The sequence below is a fragment of the uncultured Campylobacter sp. genome (assembly GCF_938030685.1).
Lineage (GTDB): Bacteria > Campylobacterota > Campylobacteria > Campylobacterales > Campylobacteraceae > Campylobacter_B.
In genome coordinates this window covers 24,195-40,486 of the sequence record NZ_CALHHX010000168.1, presented here as the reverse complement: position 1 = coordinate 40,486, position 16,292 = coordinate 24,195, and the positions used below count along the sequence as shown (strand labels likewise).

General features: G+C 46.5%; 10 protein-coding genes. 4 read left to right on the top strand and 6 right to left on the bottom strand.

All coding sequences use genetic code 11. The annotated features are described in order from the left end of the window. Positions 1–780: 780 nt before the first annotated feature. The 5 genes from truB to sstT form a co-directional block, all read right to left on the bottom strand. A complete protein-coding gene (truB, locus tag Q0369_RS07555) occupies positions 781–1,629 on the bottom strand; it encodes a tRNA pseudouridine(55) synthase TruB (RefSeq protein ID WP_298098160.1) in 849 nt (282 codons plus the stop codon). After that, positions 1,622–3,682, bottom strand: coding sequence for an ATP-dependent helicase (locus Q0369_RS07550; protein WP_298098157.1), 2,061 nt, complete (start codon positions 3,680–3,682; stop codon positions 1,622–1,624). Before Q0369_RS07550 ends, truB begins: the two co-directional genes overlap by 8 nt. Then, positions 3,679–4,086, bottom strand: coding sequence for a hypothetical protein (locus tag Q0369_RS07545; RefSeq protein ID WP_298098153.1), 408 nt, complete (start codon positions 4,084–4,086; stop codon positions 3,679–3,681). Before Q0369_RS07545 ends, Q0369_RS07550 begins: the two co-directional genes overlap by 4 nt. A gap of 1 nt (position 4,087) precedes the next feature. Next, positions 4,088–5,998: a M3 family oligoendopeptidase gene (locus Q0369_RS07540; protein ID WP_298098150.1), complete on the bottom strand. Its 1,911-nt coding sequence runs from the start codon at positions 5,996–5,998 to the stop codon at positions 4,088–4,090. A gap of 111 nt (positions 5,999–6,109) precedes the next feature. Next, on the bottom strand, positions 6,110–7,369 hold the full coding sequence (gene sstT, locus Q0369_RS07535; RefSeq protein WP_298098147.1) for a serine/threonine transporter SstT: 1,260 nt from the start codon (positions 7,367–7,369) through the stop codon (positions 6,110–6,112). A 143-nt stretch (positions 7,370–7,512) separates the two neighbouring features. Between sstT and metK the strand changes: the two genes are divergently transcribed. Beyond that, a complete protein-coding gene (gene metK / locus Q0369_RS07530) occupies positions 7,513–8,712 on the top strand; it encodes a methionine adenosyltransferase (RefSeq protein WP_298098144.1) in 1,200 nt (399 codons plus the stop codon). A gap of 1,057 nt (positions 8,713–9,769) precedes the next feature. Here metK and Q0369_RS07525 read toward each other — a convergent pair. After that, complete coding sequence (locus tag Q0369_RS07525) at positions 9,770–10,954, bottom strand: TRAP transporter substrate-binding protein (RefSeq protein WP_297944883.1); 1,185 nt, start codon at positions 10,952–10,954, stop codon at positions 9,770–9,772. A 121-nt stretch (positions 10,955–11,075) separates the two neighbouring features. On the opposite strand from Q0369_RS07525, the gene Q0369_RS07520 reads away from it, so the two are divergent. The 3 genes from Q0369_RS07520 (at position 11,076) to Q0369_RS07510 (ending at position 16,088) form a co-directional block, all read left to right on the top strand. After that, positions 11,076–12,422: an FAD-dependent oxidoreductase gene (locus tag Q0369_RS07520; RefSeq protein WP_298098139.1), complete on the top strand. Its 1,347-nt coding sequence runs from the start codon at positions 11,076–11,078 to the stop codon at positions 12,420–12,422. A gap of 310 nt (positions 12,423–12,732) precedes the next feature. After that, positions 12,733–14,202, top strand: a complete 1,470-nt coding sequence (pyk, locus tag Q0369_RS07515) for a pyruvate kinase (protein ID WP_298098134.1) — start codon at positions 12,733–12,735, stop codon at positions 14,200–14,202. A gap of 590 nt (positions 14,203–14,792) precedes the next feature. Continuing rightward, positions 14,793–16,088: a hypothetical protein gene (locus Q0369_RS07510; RefSeq protein ID WP_298098131.1), complete on the top strand. Its 1,296-nt coding sequence runs from the start codon at positions 14,793–14,795 to the stop codon at positions 16,086–16,088. The last annotated feature ends 204 nt before the right edge of the window (positions 16,089–16,292 follow it).

Genomic DNA, 16,292 nt, shown 5'->3' with positions numbered 1-16,292 from the left:
CGCTTGCGTTAAATTTGGCTCACGGCAAGCTCATCTAGTGCGATTAAAATTTCAATCCGTGCGCGAATTAAATTTCAACCTGCGGCGCGCCCCGTCCAGTGCGATCAAAATTCAAAACCGCGTGCCGTGAAGTGCGCGCCGCGAAATTTAACCCACGATCGCGACGCCCAATACGTAAATTTTATAAAGCGCGAAATTTTAATCCACAACGCACGCGGCTAAATTTCAACCCGCGACGCAAATCTATATTAGCGATTAAAATTCCAAGCCGGAAAAATTCTAACCGCGCTGCGCTAAGTCGCAAATTTAGCTTGGCGATACGCCGCCCGCCGCAAAATCAAATCCATCGGTGCATACTACGCACCGACGCAAGCTAGAATTTTATTCGGCAAAGACCGCTTGCTGCGGCACTAAGCTCCAACCTACGCGCTTTTTAAATCGTCAAATTTTAATCTCGCGGCGCATCGCCATCGCGCGGCACAAGCAAATTTAAACGCCGCTTCGCCGCGTTTAAATTTAGCCCGCGGATTTATTGCTTTTGCGAGCGAGCGCCGCCCAAGAAGCCGCATGTTTAAATTTTAAATTTACTCCGCCCGATGCCGATTTTGCGATCCGTGCGCAACGAAAGAGCGATCGCTCGCCCGCTGCTCCGCACGATAAAATTTAACCGCACATGGCGGCGCGCTATACGAGCAAATTTAAAACGCGCCGTATTTATGATCGTCGAAATTCAAGCTCGAACCGCCCGATCAAAATTCCGCCGCAGGCTGGAGCCTCGGCTTAAAACGCGCCGCCTGCGATCGGGACATCATTCCAAAGATAGCGCACCTCGCCCGCGTCGATCTCGATGATCGAGTAAAAATCGCCGCAGATAAGCAGGTAGCGGCCGTCTGCGTGGCTCGCCAGATCCTTTGCGGCGAGCTTCTTGCCCAAGATCACGTCGCGCGCATCGCCGTCGTAAAAGTTCGGCTTAAGATCCAAAAACTCGAGCGGATTTAGCGCCGCCTCGTCCGCAAAGCGCGGATCTTTCAAATCAAAAGCCCCCTCGCTTTCTCGTCTAAGCGCGCTTAGCGTGCCCGTGGCGCCTAGCTTTTCTGCTAAAATTTGCGCGAAAGAGCGCACGTAGCCGCCCTCGCTGAGTGCTACGCGAAAGCTTACGAAGGGATGAGCATAACTTAAAATTTCAGCATCAAAAACCCGCATCGAGCTCTCTTTCAAGCTCACCTCTTCGCCCGCGCGAGCGAGCTTGTATGCGCGCACGCCGTCAATTTTCTTAGCGCTGAAAGCGGGCGGGATAAATTTTATCTCGCCGCGCATTTGCGTCATCGCGGCGTCTAAAACCTCGCGCGAAAGCGGCGGGATTTGCTCTACGCGCTCGATGTTTTCATTATCGCCGCTTGGGCTTTGTGCGCCCAGCCACAGCGTCGCGGCGTAAACTTTTGGCTCCTTTTTTAAAAATCTAAAAAAGCGCGCGTATTGCCCGAACGCGACGATCAGCGCGCCGCTCGCGAAAGGATCGAGCGTGCCGCTAAAGCCAGCCTTTTTCACGCCGTATTTGCGCTTAAGAGTGCTTAAAAATTTATTACTGCCGATGCCCGCGGGCTTGTCCGCCAAAAACAATCTATTCATAAAAGCCGATCTTTTCTACGAAATTCGACATTATCACGCGCGAAATTCCACCAAAATTTATAGTGAGCCGATCGCCGTTTACCGCCGTGATCTGTCCGATCCCAAATAGCTTGTGTTTGATCAGCTCGCCCTTGCTAAAGCCGCTGCTTTGCTCGCGCGGCGGCTCTTTAGCTACCAAACCTGCCTCGGCTATAAACCTGCTAGCATCGAGCCTCTCGCGCTTGCCGCGATAAAAGCGGCTAGCGGCAAAGCTAAGCGTGAGAGTGCGTTTGGCGCGCGTAATCGCTACGTATGCGAGCCTACGCTCCTCCTCGATGTCATTGCTGTCGCCCAAAAGCGGGAAAAAGCCCTCCTCCAGTCCGATTACGAAAAGGTGCGAAAACTCAAGCCCTTTGCTCGCGTGCACGCTCATTATATTTATCGCATCGCCCATGATAGCGTCTTGATCGCTAAGAAGGCTCAGCTCGTTTAAAAATTCCGCCAGATCAAAATCGGGTTTATTGCTCGCCTCGTCCTTCAGCATCGCCAAAAACTCGTCGATGTTCGCTACGCGGTCGGCGCCGTCCGGAAGCGAGGCGTAGTAGGCCTTTAACCCGAAAGCGGGCTCCAGCGCGTCTATTTTTTTGATCGTATCCGCTAGCGCTGAGATAGAAGCGATGCCGCTTTTAAGCTCCGCTAGAGCCTGAGCCGCCTTGGCGCTAAGCCCCGCGTCCGGCTCGCTAAAAGCGTCAAATAGGCTGATAAGTCGCAGGCGCGAAAGCTCCTCGAGCTTTGCCAGCGAGACCTTGCCGATGCCGCGCTTGGGCACGTTTATGATCCGCCTCATCGAAAAGTCGTCGTGCTCGTCATTTACCAAGCGCAGATATGCGATCGTATCCTTGATCTCGGCGCGCTCGTAAAATTTTACGCCGCCTACCATTTTGTACGGGATTTTGGCGCGATTCAGCCCCTCTTCCAGTGCGCGCGAAAGAGCGTTTACGCGGTAAAGCACGGCGATTTGAGAGGGCACTACGCCGCTTGAAAGCAGCTTTTTGATAGCTTCTGCGATCTTTGCCGCTTCGATACTCTCTTCGTCTGAACGCAAAATTTCGATCTTTTCGCCGCCGCCGTTCATGCTAGTAAGGCTCTTGCCGAGGCGGTTTTTGTTATGCGAAATGAGCTCGTTGGCGGCATTTAAAATTTCGTCCGTAGAGCGGTAATTCTGCTCGAGTTTGATAAATTTTACGTTTGAGAACTGATCTTTAAAATTTAGAATATTTTCTATCCGCGCGCCGCGCCAACCGTAGATACTCTGATCGTCATCGCCCACTACCGCGAGGTTTTCGTGCGCGGTGCAGAGCTTTTGTAGCAGTTTGAATTGAATGTCGTTGGTGTCCTGATACTCATCGACCGTGATGTAGGCGTAACGGCGCGAAATTTCATCGCATAGCCGCTCATTCGCGCTTAAAATTTTATACGGTAAAATTAGCAGATCGTCGAAATCCACCAGATTATTCGCCGCCAAATACGCCTCGTAGCGCTTGTATGCTCTAGCGCAGTGCGCGTAAAATCCACTATACATCCTGCTTAGCTCATCGTCCTCGCCCTTCAAAAGCTCGTCGATATCTTTGAGATCAATCAAGGAATTTTTATAGGTTGAAATTTTGGCCGACAATAGCGACGTGGGCAAATTTATCTCAAAGCCCTTGATGATCTTTTTCTTATCGTCGGTATCGATCACTTGGAAGTTTGCGCTGCGCCCAAGCTCGCTAATATGAAATTTCAAAAACAGAAGTCCAAATTTATGGAAAGTGCACAAAAGCGGCACGCTACTTAAATTTAGCCCGCTTATCAGATTAAGCGCTCGCGAGCGCATCTCGGCGGCGGCTTTATTCGTAAACGTAAGCGTGAGAGTATTTTCCGCAGGCACGCCGTTTGCGAGCAAGTAGGCAAGGCGCGCGGTGATCGTTTTGGTTTTGCCGCTACCCGCACCCGCTAAGATTAACATCGCTCCGTCCACGTGGCTCGCAGCCTCGCGTTGAGCGGGATTAAGACCTTCTAAAATATCGCTCATTTTGAGAAAATTTTACGCGATTTTTCGCGCTTAAGCCACTCGGACTCGGGCTGGGAGAAATTTACCGCGATGGGCTTGCCGTCCACGACGATCTGCAAGACCGCGTAAAACGGCACGCTAAGCGTGCTTGCAAAATCCTGCGGCCCGAAACCCGCCTCGAAAACTAGCTCATCCTTGCTAAGATGCGCGCTAGAAAGGGTGTATTCCTCCAGCTGCAAAAAGATCGCGGGCATTTTGAAGCTTTTTAAAATTTCCTCCGGCAGCGGCGGGTCAAATTTTATCTGATCCGTCCTCGCAACGATGCCAAATCCATATCCAAGAGCCAAAACGTAGTCCAAAACCGCGCCTATATTTGCACTGCTCACAGCGATAAATTTATCGTCTTTTAAAATTTTATCTATCATCCTAACCCCTCACAAACTCATCTACAAGCGCCGCGACCTGCTCTATGCCGATGCGCCAAAACTCGCTTTTATTGATATCAAAGCCGAATTTCGCCACTAGCTTTTGCGGCTCGTCGCTACCGCCCGAGCTTAAAAACTCGGTGTAAATTTGAACGAAATTTTCGAGCCTGCCGCTCTTATACAGCCCGTAAAGCGCGAGTACCAAAAGCTGCGCGTAGGCGTAGGAGTAGCAGTAAAACGGCGAGTGGATGAAGTGCGGGATGTAGCTCCACCAGCTTTTGTAATGATCCTGCAAAATTAGCTCGCCCGCAAACATCTTGCGCGACTCCTCCATCCAAAGCTCATTAATACGGTCTACGCTTAGCTCATCCGCGCTTGCATGCACGCGCCGCTCAAAGGTCGTAAATCCGATCTGGCGGTAAAGCGTAGCGAAGATATCTTCGATCTTTGCCGCAAGCATCGCCCTTAGCGCGGCCTTATCGCTTGCAGTCTGCGAGGGCGTATCCGTATCGCGCTCTGCGTATTCGCACGAACCCGCAGAGCTTTGCAAAGCGTCGCGTTCTGCAGCGCGCTCGTTTGGAATTTCACCGCTCTGAGCCTCTTGCGAAACGTCGCGTTTAAAATTTTGCGAGCCGTCCGAGGCGGCGCTTTTAAAATTTAGCAAGCCGTTTAAATTTGAAAAATTTTCGCGCATATAATCAAACACCAGCATCTCGCAGAAAACCGACGCAGTCTCAGCCGTCGTTAGCGGCGTGAAGGAGTTAAAATAGCCCACGCCGTAGCTTAGATACTGATGTATCGCGTGCCCCAGCTCGTGCGCGAGGGTAAATACGTCGCGGCGCTTGCGGGTAAAATTTAAAAGCACAAAGGGGTGCGTGTCGCGCGAGCCGGAATGCGAAAACGCGCCGCTTTGCTTATTTTGCGCAGGCATCGCGTCGATCCAGTTTCGCTCAAACGCGATCAGCGCGATCTGCTTAAATTTCGGGCTAAATTTTTCAAACGCCGCAAGCACGATCTGCTTAGCCTGCTCGAAGCTAAACTCGCTCTCATCGCCCCCGAGCGGCGCGTATCTGTCGTAATCATACAGCGCGTCGTAGCCTAAAATTTCGCGCTTTTTAGCGTAAAATTTACCGACTAGAGCGAAGCTTCGCTCCGTCTCTGCGATCAGCGCATCGACGCTTGCGATGTTTATCTGATTTTCCTCGTGCATCACCGCCTCGGCTTTATCGTAGCCGCGCAGCTCGCAGCGAATTTTAAGATCGGTTTTGATCATATTGTAGATGTAACCAAGCAGGTGGGAGTTCTGCTGCAGCACCGCGCTTAGCGAGGCTGCGGCGTCCTTTCGTACCTCGCGATCAGGGCTATGAAGCAGACTTAAAATTTCCTCCTCGCCGAGCTTGCGCCCGCGAAAATCAAAGCTCATCCGCGCCATACTTTCGTCAAAAAGCCGCGAAAACGCCTCGCCGCTTACGGGCGAAGTTTTTAAAAGCACGCTTTCTTGCGGCAAGCTTAGCTGGTGGGCCTTGCGCCGCTTAAGTAGACTCAAATAATATCTGAATCTCCCGCCCCCTGCGATAAACTCGTCCTGTTTTGCGCCGTCAAGTTCGTTAAACTCGAGCTCGAAAAATAGCAGGCTCTGCGAAATGTCGTTGCAAGCCTGCTCCGTCTTGGCCTGCTGCGCCCCAAGGCTCGTATCTTGCGCGAATCTTAGATGCGCAAAGCTCATTATCTTTCCGATCTGCTCGCTGATGCTTTCATAAAGTTCAAGCGCACCTAAAAATTCCTCCGCGCTAAGTGCGTGCAACCCGTCTTTAAATTTAAGCTCAAAATCCCGAGCCTGCGCAGCCGCGCTATCTATCGCGGCGCTAAATTCCGCTTCGTTTGCAAACAGCTCACCTAAATTCCAATTCATCATTTTCCTTTTAAAATTTTTGGATAATTTTATCAAAAAAGAATAAGTAAAATTTTAAAAACCGCAAAATCCGCCGCACGGACGGAATTCTCGGTAAAATTTTAAGGTGAGTTATTTTTGCATACTTTGCGACGCGATCGCCGTAAAAATCACGTCGGTGGAGCTATTGATCGCGGTTTCTACCGAGTCTTGAATTACGCCGATGATAAAGCCGATCGCGACGACCTGCATTGCGATGTCGTTTGAGATATTAAAGAGCGAGCACGCAAGCGGTATCAGCATCAATGAGCCGCCTGGCACGCCGCTAGCGCCGCACGCACCGACCGCCGAGACCACGCAAAGCAGCAGCGCCGTCCAAAAATCGGGGCGCACGCCGAGCGTATGAGCCGCGGCAAGCGCTAAGATCGCGATTACCACCGCAGCGCCCGCCATATTTATCGTAGCTCCCAAAGGGATCGAGATCGAGCTTAGCTCGTCGCTGATGCCGAGCTTTTTGCATAAATTTAAATTTACGGGGATATTCGCAGCCGAGCTGCGGGTAAAAAACGCCGTGAGGCCGCTTTCGCGCAGGCAGGTAAATACGAGCGGATATGGATTTTTCTTAATCACCGCAAAGACGATGAGCGGATTTACCACGAGGGCTACGAACGCCATCGCGCCTACTAGCACGACTACGATTCGTACGTATCCAAGCAGCGCATCGACGCCGGTTTGATACACAGTAGAAGCTACTAGGCCGAAAATTCCAAACGGCGCGAGCTGGATTACGAACTGCACGATCTTGGTTACCGCTTCGCTCAGATCGGTAAAAATTTTCTTTGTTTCATTAGTGCAAAATTTAAGCGCGACGCCAAGACCTATCGCCCAGGTTAAAATTCCTACATAGTTTCCGTGCGCGATAGCGTTTAGCGGATTATCTACGACCTTAAAAAGCAGATCTTTTAGCACGATCCAAACGCTCGCAGGGACCGCATTTTCTGCCGCACCGACATTACTAAGTGCAAGCTCCGTAGGGAATAAAAAGCTGGCCGCAACCCCCACGCACGAGGCTAAAAAGGTGCCTACGATATATAGAACAACCACGCGTTTTAAGCCGCTTGCACTGCCGTATTGTTTATTTACGATCGAGCTTAAGATCAAGATAAAAACTAAAATCGGAGCTACCGCTTTAAGGGCACCTACGAATAAATTTCCTAAAATTTCCGCAAAAGCTACTACGTTTATTAAAAACGAAGTGTGCTCTGCCGCAATATCGCCCGCCGCCGAACGTGCGGCAAAGCCCAAAATAGCGCCTATTATCAAGCCGGTAACTATACGCAGCACCAGATTTTTATCTTTGTAGCTGGCTACCAATTTTTGCATTGAACTCATTTCTTACCTTTCAATAAAGTGTCGTTTGAAATATATCGAAATTTTATTTAAGCACATTTAAATTTGAGCGGAATTTCGTAATTTTTAGTCAATCTTAAAACCTCGTTAGATAAAATGCCCCGAAATTTTAATTAGGAGCAGATATGTATCTATTTACCAGCGAGGTCGTAAGCCCCGGTCATCCGGATAAATGCGCCGATATCATCGCAGATAGCATCGTGGATGAAATTTTAAAACAAGATCCCAACGGACGCGTCGCGGCGGAAGTTTTCATCGCGGGCAAACACGTAGTAATCGGCGGCGAAGTAAACGCCAAGATCGATTTTACCCACGACGATTATCGCCACATCGTAAAGGGTGCGCTTGGCGAGATCGGCTACAACGACAACCCCTACTTCACGCGCGCACAGTGCTTGCACCCACAGGATCTGCAAGTGGACGTATTTTTAAACCAGCAAAGCCCCGACATCAACCAAGGCGTCGATCAAGAGGGCGGCGAGATCGGAGCGGGAGATCAGGGCATAATGTTCGGCTTCGCAAGCTGCGAAACGAAAAATTTTATGCCGGCGGCGATTACCTACGCAAGAGCGCTTTGCGATCACGTTTATGCCTACGCAAAATCCCATCCTAACGAGCTTGGCGTCGATATTAAGACGCAGGTTAGCGTCGATTACGGCACGAAGGCAAATTTTGAGGAGTGCAAGCCGCAAAGCATCCATACGATCGTGGTTTCCGCGCCATGCGTCGAGAGTATGAGCATCGAGCGCGTCCGAGATCTGATCGGAAATTTGATCGATTCGGCGGGGCTTCCGAAGGGGCTTTATGACAAAAGCAAAACGATCATCTACATCAACCCGACCGGTCGCTACGTAAATCATAGCTCACTTCACGACAGCGGCCTAACGGGGCGCAAACTGATCGTAGATAGCTTCGGCGGCTACAGCCCGATCGGCGGCGGCGCTCAAAGCAGCAAAGACTACACCAAGGTCGATCGCAGCGGTCTTTATGCGGCGCGCTATATCGCCAAAAATATCGTCGCGGCGGGGCTTGCGAAAAAATGCATCGTCCAGCTCAGCTACGCAATCGGCGTGGCAAAGCCCGTCAGCGTCAGCGTCGATTGTATGGGGACAAATTTAGGCGCAGCGAGCGACGATGAGCTATCTGCTTTCGTGCTTGAAAAATTCCCGCTCACGCCGCGCTGGATCATCGATAAATTCGGTCTTGATCGCCCTGGCAAAGGAAGCTTTCTCTACGCCGACGTCGCCGCACGCGGACAGGTCGGAAACGACGAGTACCCGTGGGAGCAGCTTGACGGCGTGGAGCTTTTTAAGGCTTTGAAATAAAATTTTACGCTTTGCAATAGCGCCTTTTTAGCTTGCGACATTCGCTAGGCTTGCAACAGCGAGCCTAGCTCAATATTCTACGCGGCTTTGCATGCCGTGTAGTTTTATCGCATCCCAAAAAATAGCGTTGCGGCAAAATTCTGCATCAAAATTCTAAGCCATGAAATTTAAGAGTTTTTGCAGGTAGAATTGAATTTTAAAATTTTAAGCGCAACTCGCGCAAAATTTTAAAATTGACGCGGTGAAATCCCAGGGCTAAGCCCGTCTAGTTTAGTGATAAATTCTAACTAGAGCAGGCTTTAAAAAAATTTACATGCAAGCTTTTAAATTTGCAATCGCTTAAAATGAAATTTGATCTATAAAATTTTTTCTAACGCGCTTTGTACTTGATCTCCGAAGGAAAAAATTTTAAATTCTCCTTACTTGTGATATTTAAGCGTGTAGATTTTAAAATTTTGCCATTTTATTTGAAGTTCACTGCTTTATACAGCAAGAAAACCCAAAGCAAATTTCATTTAAAAGCGGTATCGGCAAGACAGAAACATTAAAATTTTAAAATGCGGAATTTATGAAAGCTACTAATAAAATCTCAGATTGGCACGCTTCGCCAAAGCTCCTCTGCTAACTACGCGAAATGAAAAAGCAAGATTAATTCTCTCTCGCTCAATGTCGCCCGCAAGCAAGCACGGCGGAATATCAAGCTTAAATAACGCAAAAGGTATAAGGAATAAAGCAAAAAGATAGGAGGCTTGGAGCTTGATAAAATTCTAGCCTTGTGCGGCGGCGACCGAGCGGCTTTTAAATTGGACTTTAAAAGCAATGATGCAAATTGCACGCCTTAACTTAAATGCTAAAGCAGCGATAAAATTTTATCGCTGCTTTCGTAAATTAAAATTTTAACGATATTGCCGAACTACACAGCTGCAAATAAGTAAATCGCCTGCATTTTAATCACCCACGCCTCGTCTAAATTGCCGATCAAATTTAAGCCGCATACACCTTTATCTGGCGCTTAGTTTAGCCGCGCGGCATAAAAACGCAGCTAAAAAATGAAGCACTATTTCGTCTGATTATCCTCGTTTTTTGGCGCAGCAGTGCTTGCATTTATCTCGCTGGCTGCGCTATTTACGGGCTCAGGAACAGAGATTTTTTTCACCGAAGCGGTGAAATTCTGCTCGGCTTCAACGTCGCCCGTTTTTTCAATATATGTAAAATCGCCCATCTTCGTCCACGTTCTAGCTTTAGCTAAAAACGCCTTTTGGCTCTCCCAAATCTCTTTGAAATCGGGATTTTTCTCGCTTTCTTCGGCTAAAATTTCATCCGTCGCCTTGCGAAGCGCACGCATAATTTCAGGCGAAAACGAGCGAATCTGAACGTTTGGATATTTCTTTTTGATCTCGTCCCAAATTATTACGTTTTTATAAAACGTCTCGTTTTCTGCGTATTCGCGCGCCTTTGCGATAGAGGCTTCCAGGATATTTTGCAAATCCTTAGGAAGCTTCTGCCAAGTTTGTAGATTTATCACTATCTGCTGCTCGCTAGCGGGTTCTTGCCATCCCGTATAATAGTAATTTGCGACCTTGTGAAAGCCTAGAGGTATATCAAAGCTAGGACTTGCCCACTCGACCGCATCGATGGTGCCCATCTCTAGTGCCATATATAGCTCACCTACCGGTATCGTAGCGACTGCGACGCCAAGGCGGCTCATGACCTCCCCGCCAAAGCTTGGAATTCTAAATTTAAGCCCTTTTAAATCGTCTAGCGTATTAATCTCTTTTTTAAACCAACCGCCCATCTGCATACCGCTATTTAGAATATTAAAGACCTTTAGATTGCTTTTAGCATAGAATTTATCCGCTAGCTCCTTGCCTCCGCCGAAGTAATACCAAGCGTGCTGTTCGTCTTTCGTCATACCAAAAGGCACCGTCGTAAACAGCATATTTGCGCTATTTTTACCTTTATAATAGTAGCTCGCAGTATAGCCTAAATCGTATTGTCCGTTTTTGACCATATCATAGATCGCAAAAGGCGCTTTATGCTTGCTAGGCGCGTCGATGCTGATTTTCAGCCTGCCATCAGACATACTATCTGCAAGATCCGCCATACGCTTGGCGACATCGCCTACGATAGGCATACTAAGCTCGTAAGTCTGAGCTAGCTTAAGGTGATAAACTTTCTTATCCGCGCCCCACAGCGACGTGGCTATAATCAAACTTAATCCGACAAGAATCGATTTTTTCATATACTACTCCCAAAATGAAATGGTGCGAATTTTATATAAAATCATCTAAATTCACGCTTTTATAACTAGCTTTTAAGCGAAATTTTCGCACAATTGCAGCCAAATTCGATAAGGAAAGGGCATGCAAGAAAAACATTACGAAGTAATCATCATAGGCGGCGGTATCACGGGCAGCGCGCTAGCGTACGTGCTGGCAGAATTTAGCGGAATCAAAAATATCGCTCTACTTGAAAAATACGAAGGGCTTGCGACGCTAAATTCTAAAGCCAGTGCAAATTCCCAGACGATTCATTGCGGCGACATCGAGACCAACTACGATCTGCAAAAAGCGATCGAAGTCAAGCGCAAGGCGGATATGATCGTGAAATATTGCCAAAAGCACGGATATGAGAATAAATTTTTATTTCAAGGGCAGAAAATGGCTCTTGGCGTGGGCGAAAGCGAGGTAGGGCTAATTAAAGAGCGCTTTGAGAAATTTAAAGAGCTTTATCCGTATTTGCAGCTTTTCGACAAGGAAGAGCTCAAAAAAATCGAGCCCAAGCTAGTTTTTGACGGGCGCGGCGAGGAGAGAGCGGAGGATATCGTAGCAATGGGCGTGCAATCGGGAGTTTACACGACGATCGATTACGGCGCGATGGCGAATTCCTTCGTGCAAAACGCTAAAAACGTGGATGGCAAAACCTGCGATCTGTACCTCAACACCGAGGTGCAAAACATCACTAAAGTAGGCGATAAGTTCTATATCCGCACCGCAAATAGACTCTCGCTAAGCGCTGATTTCGTAGTCGTAGATGCGGGCGCTCATTCGCTGTGGCTAGCGCACAAAATGGGGCTTGGGCAGGATCTCAGCACGATTTGCATCGCGGGCAGCTTCTATCTAACCAAGCAAAAACTTCTAAACGGCAAGGTTTACATGGTGCAAAACCCAAAGCTTCCATTTGCCGCGCTTCACGGCGATCCGGATTTACTCGCAGACGGCTGCACGAGATTTGGCCCTACCGCACTTACACTGCCGAAGCTTGAGCGCTACAAGGGTTGTCGTTCGGTGCCGGAATTTTTTCAGTCATTAAATTTTGACATGGACGTAGCCAAGGTTATTTGGCAAAATTTTGGCGATAGCGAGGTAAGGGACTTCTTAATCCGCAATATAGGCTTTGAGATACCGATTTTAGGTAAAAAGCTTTTCATCAAAAATGCGCGCAAGATCATACCTAGCATCCGCGAGGAGGATATTTATTATGCCAAGGGCTTTGGCGGCGTGCGCCCGCAAGTAATCTCACACTCGCAAAAAAAGCTGCTTTTAGGCGAAGCTAGAATAGGCGAAAATCCGGGGATTATCTTTAATATGACCCCAAGCCCCGGCGCTACGAGCTGCCTAGGCAACGCACTTCGCGACGCAAAAAGTGCCTGCGAATATTTGGGAGTGAGCTTTGATGATGCAAAATTTGATGCGGAAATGATGCGATAAAGAGGAATTTTTAAATTTCGCTCGGGCAAGAATTTTAAAATTTTACTTCGGCGAGGATTTTAGAATTTTGCTCGCGCTTCACATATATTGGGGATTTTTGAATTTCATTCAAACGCGAATTTTTAGAATTTAACCCACACAGCAAGCTATGAAATTTTAAAATTTAGCCATGCCGTAGAATTCTAAAATTCTCCTGCGTCATAAAATTTTAAAATTCCTTCGCCTAGCGAATTTTAAAATTTAGAAATTTCAAAATTTCACGTAAAATTTCGCCAATGCGGCGATAAATTTTAAATTTAAAGGAGAAAAGATGCTTAAAAAAACCAAAATCCTAGCGACCATCGGGCCCGCAAGCGACAGTGAAGAGATGATGAGCGCGATGGTAAAGGCGGGCTGCAACGCCTTTAGGATGAACTTCAGCCACGGCACGCACGAGTATCACGAGGCAAATTTAAACAAAATCCGCGCCGTAGAAAAGAGCCTGGGCGTACGAATAGGCGTCTTTCAGGACATCAGCGGTCCAAAGATCCGCGTCGGCAAACTCGAGGAAAATTTTAAACTAAAAACGGGCGATAAAATCACCTTCCTTCCTCGCGAAATAATCGGCAAAAAGACCGCCCCAGGCGAATACGAGCTGTGTATCAACCACCCCGAAATTTTGCCGCTGATGAAGGCGGGCGAGTTTATCTACCTCTACGACGGCTCGATCCGCGCCAAGGTAGTCGCGGTAAGCGAGCAAGGCGTGCGAGCGGTGCTCGAAAATGACGGCTTTTTAAGCTCAAATAAGGGGGTGAACTTCCCAAATACCCGCCTAAATATCGACGTTATCACGCAAAAAGACCTCGCAGATCTGCGCTGGGGCGCGGCGCACGGCGTAAATTTCGTAGGCATCTCCTTCGTGCAGTCTCAAAACGACATCCTGCGCGTGCGCGAAATTTTAAACTCTCTGGGCTCAAAAGCTAAAATTTACGCCAAGATCGAGAAATTCGACGCTGTAGAAAACATCGAGCAGATCATCGAAGCAAGCGACGGCATAATGGTCGCGCGCGGAGATCTGGGCATCGAGATGCCGTTTTATGAGATCCCGCGCATCCAAAAGCGCATCATAGCGTTAGCCAACGCCCGCTCAAAGCCCGTCATCACCGCCACGCAGATGATGCTTAGCATGACCGAGCACGAGCGCGCCACCAGAGCCGAGATCAGCGACGTCGCAAACGCCGTGCTCGACGGCACCGACGCCGTGATGCTAAGCGAGGAAAGCGCCATCGGCAAAAACCCCGCAGCCGTGGTCGCCGCGATGAGCGAGACGATCCGCGAGACCGAAAAGATCTATCCTTACGATAAATTTAACGATTACGATTTCTACGACGAGACCGATATGATCACCTCAAGCACCGCAGCGCTTGCCGCAAGGCTGGGCGCAGGCGCGATACTTTCGATCACGGGCTCGGGGCGCTCAGCGATCAAACTCGCACGCAACCGCGCCAAAATCGACATCATCGCAATCGCACACGACGAGCAGACCGCGCACGCGCTAAGTCTCGTGTGGGGCGTAAATCCAGCGATGGTTAAGGAAAAAACTAGCATCAACTCGCTGCTCGCACGTATCATAAGCGAGGCTCTGCAGCGCGGGCTCATCGAGGAAGACGGCACCTACGTGATGACGGCGGGCTTTCAAAGCGGGCATCCCGGCAGCACCGACTACATCCGCATTATCAAAAAAGATCAGATCGATTTCTACCGCGACGCGGCAGAAACGGGCTTTGAAAGTAAAATTTAAAGCGCAGCTAAAGGCAGTAAAGTCAGAGGCTGCAGATAAATTTAATTTCGCTACGAGATTACGAGCAGCAACGTCGCGTTTATGTCGTGATAGAATTTGCTAAATTTAATTCCATTGCGAGATGACGGTGCAGGATTTAGCCGCTAAAACTTTGGTGGCGCTTCGGTGGCTTTATTTCGCGCAGATCAAGAACAAGCGTGTGAACAGTTACGCCATTGATTTTAGAGCAACAGCTAGTAGATAGATATGTTTTATACAAGGATACGAGCGATTGCAAGAGCGACTACGACAAATAGTTTTTGTCGCTAGTTAACGATCAAAAGCGTGCAAAGTATAATCAGATGGTGTTTGTATGTGCATTCTACGTGAACATTCGGGTGATTTAGACGCAAACTACGGTAATATAGAGTTCAAAAAGGTAGATAGCGCTCTAGTCTCCATCAGTGCTAGGTGCGTTTTATCTACGATAGTGAGTTTGAGTTCAACGATAAGATCGAGATCGGCATGCAAGAATTACATGCTATAATGTTGATAGGAGCAATAGAACCCAAACACATGCAAGTACTTAGTACACAAAAAGGGCAAAATAGATGATGAATAAAGAAGTTTCCAACTTTTGTAGAGATATTATTTATCTACAAAAAAATCAAGATATAATAGAAATCTATAAGTTATACTCGTATAATTCTCAAATATTTGAGAATTATACTTTTATGATTGGAACTAATGATGATACGTTTATACAACAAGATATTTTAAGGCAGATCACAAATTTAAAATATGATAAATTTTCTTTTAAAAGCTCGTTATCTGCCTACAAAAACATACTATTGCTGGATAAAAATCTCAGTAGAATCAAGAAAAATATTGACATATCTATAAATATCGACTCTAATTCCTTGGGGCTTTTTATTGAGAAAGATAAAAATAGTAATAGTTTTATTCCAAAAGGCATAGACAGCAACCCTATAGCAAAATTTGTGTTTGAAAATAACTTAGATATAAATCCGCAGCCTTATATAGATGAAGATCTTATGAATTCAAACCATACTTATTCGTTAGAATATGAAAAAGAATTACAAAAATATAATATAAAACTTAACAAACTAAGCGCTTTATTTAAATTTCAAAATTTAAATGTTAAAGATACGTCTTTACTTGATAATATAGTAAGACGCAGAATTTATTATTTTACACATAATTATCTAGACGAGGATTGCAAGCTTTGCCGTAATATGGATGGTTCTCCTATGTATTTGGATATAAGCAAAAAAGAGTATTGGTTAAATTTTAATGGATTTAAATATTCAAATCATACTTTTATATATTCCTATGTGTTATTAATGTTTGTAATATCATTTAAAAGGATTAGCTATAGCGAGAAAACTATAGAATTTTCAAAAATAATGAGAAAATCTGGACCTATTTTTTTAGAAGTATTAAATTTCGCTTATGAGTATTTTAAGGATAACTCCAAAATGACAGAATTTATGAATTTTGATATAAGACAGTGGAACTTAGACAAAATTTTTCAGGAAGCCAAAAATAAAGCTTGGGATATATTTTGTTTTTATGGGATTCAGTATATTGAACTGTTTAAAAACGAAAAAGCTGATTTTGGTGTTGGATTTTTCCTAAGCGGAGATAAAAAATTTATTAATGATTATATAAAATTCTCAAAAAGACGAATAGTAGTAATAAACCATAAAGAAAAAACATTTCAAGCCATTGCAGACACAAAAGAGCTAGATAAGTTATTATACGAAAATTGCTTTGACAATACCCTACCTCCAGGGTATGTTAAGCATAAAAATCTTATAGCATTATCGCTTATATTAAAAGAATATGCTGAAAAGAGAGTAAAAGAATTGAAGGTGGCATTATAACTAACTAAGTTACTAGCGATTAGTTGTGCATTTCTACAAATTACTATGTGCTTTATAGCAAAAGCGATAGAGGCAAATAAACTTTTATAAGATTCATATTATAAGAAGTTTTTTGTGCAGTCTATTACAAAGCGAATCAAAAGTCCTACGAGTATGAGTGTGTATTTGTCTGCAATTGCTGCTCAATGAATATTTAGGCGACTG

What these genes read in the sequence shown, in the direction of transcription:
- Q0369_RS07525 (WP_297944883.1), bottom strand. Translation starts at nt 10,954, where the DNA reads ATGAAAAAATCGATTCTTGTCGGATTAAGTTTGATTATAGCCACGTCG.
- sstT (WP_298098147.1), bottom strand. Translation starts at nt 7,369, where the DNA reads ATGAGTTCAATGCAAAAATTGGTAGCCAGCTACAAAGATAAAAATCTG.
- Q0369_RS07520 (WP_298098139.1), top strand. Translation starts at nt 11,076, where the DNA reads ATGCAAGAAAAACATTACGAAGTAATCATCATAGGCGGCGGTATCACG.
- Q0369_RS07550 (WP_298098157.1), bottom strand. Translation starts at nt 3,682, where the DNA reads ATGAGCGATATTTTAGAAGGTCTTAATCCCGCTCAACGCGAGGCTGCG.
- pyk (WP_298098134.1), top strand. Translation starts at nt 12,733, where the DNA reads ATGCTTAAAAAAACCAAAATCCTAGCGACCATCGGGCCCGCAAGCGAC.
- metK (WP_298098144.1), top strand. Translation starts at nt 7,513, where the DNA reads ATGTATCTATTTACCAGCGAGGTCGTAAGCCCCGGTCATCCGGATAAA.
- truB (WP_298098160.1), bottom strand. Translation starts at nt 1,629, where the DNA reads ATGAATAGATTGTTTTTGGCGGACAAGCCCGCGGGCATCGGCAGTAAT.
- Q0369_RS07510 (WP_298098131.1), top strand. Translation starts at nt 14,793, where the DNA reads ATGATGAATAAAGAAGTTTCCAACTTTTGTAGAGATATTATTTATCTA.
- Q0369_RS07545 (WP_298098153.1), bottom strand. Translation starts at nt 4,086, where the DNA reads ATGATAGATAAAATTTTAAAAGACGATAAATTTATCGCTGTGAGCAGT.
- Q0369_RS07540 (WP_298098150.1), bottom strand. Translation starts at nt 5,998, where the DNA reads ATGAATTGGAATTTAGGTGAGCTGTTTGCAAACGAAGCGGAATTTAGC.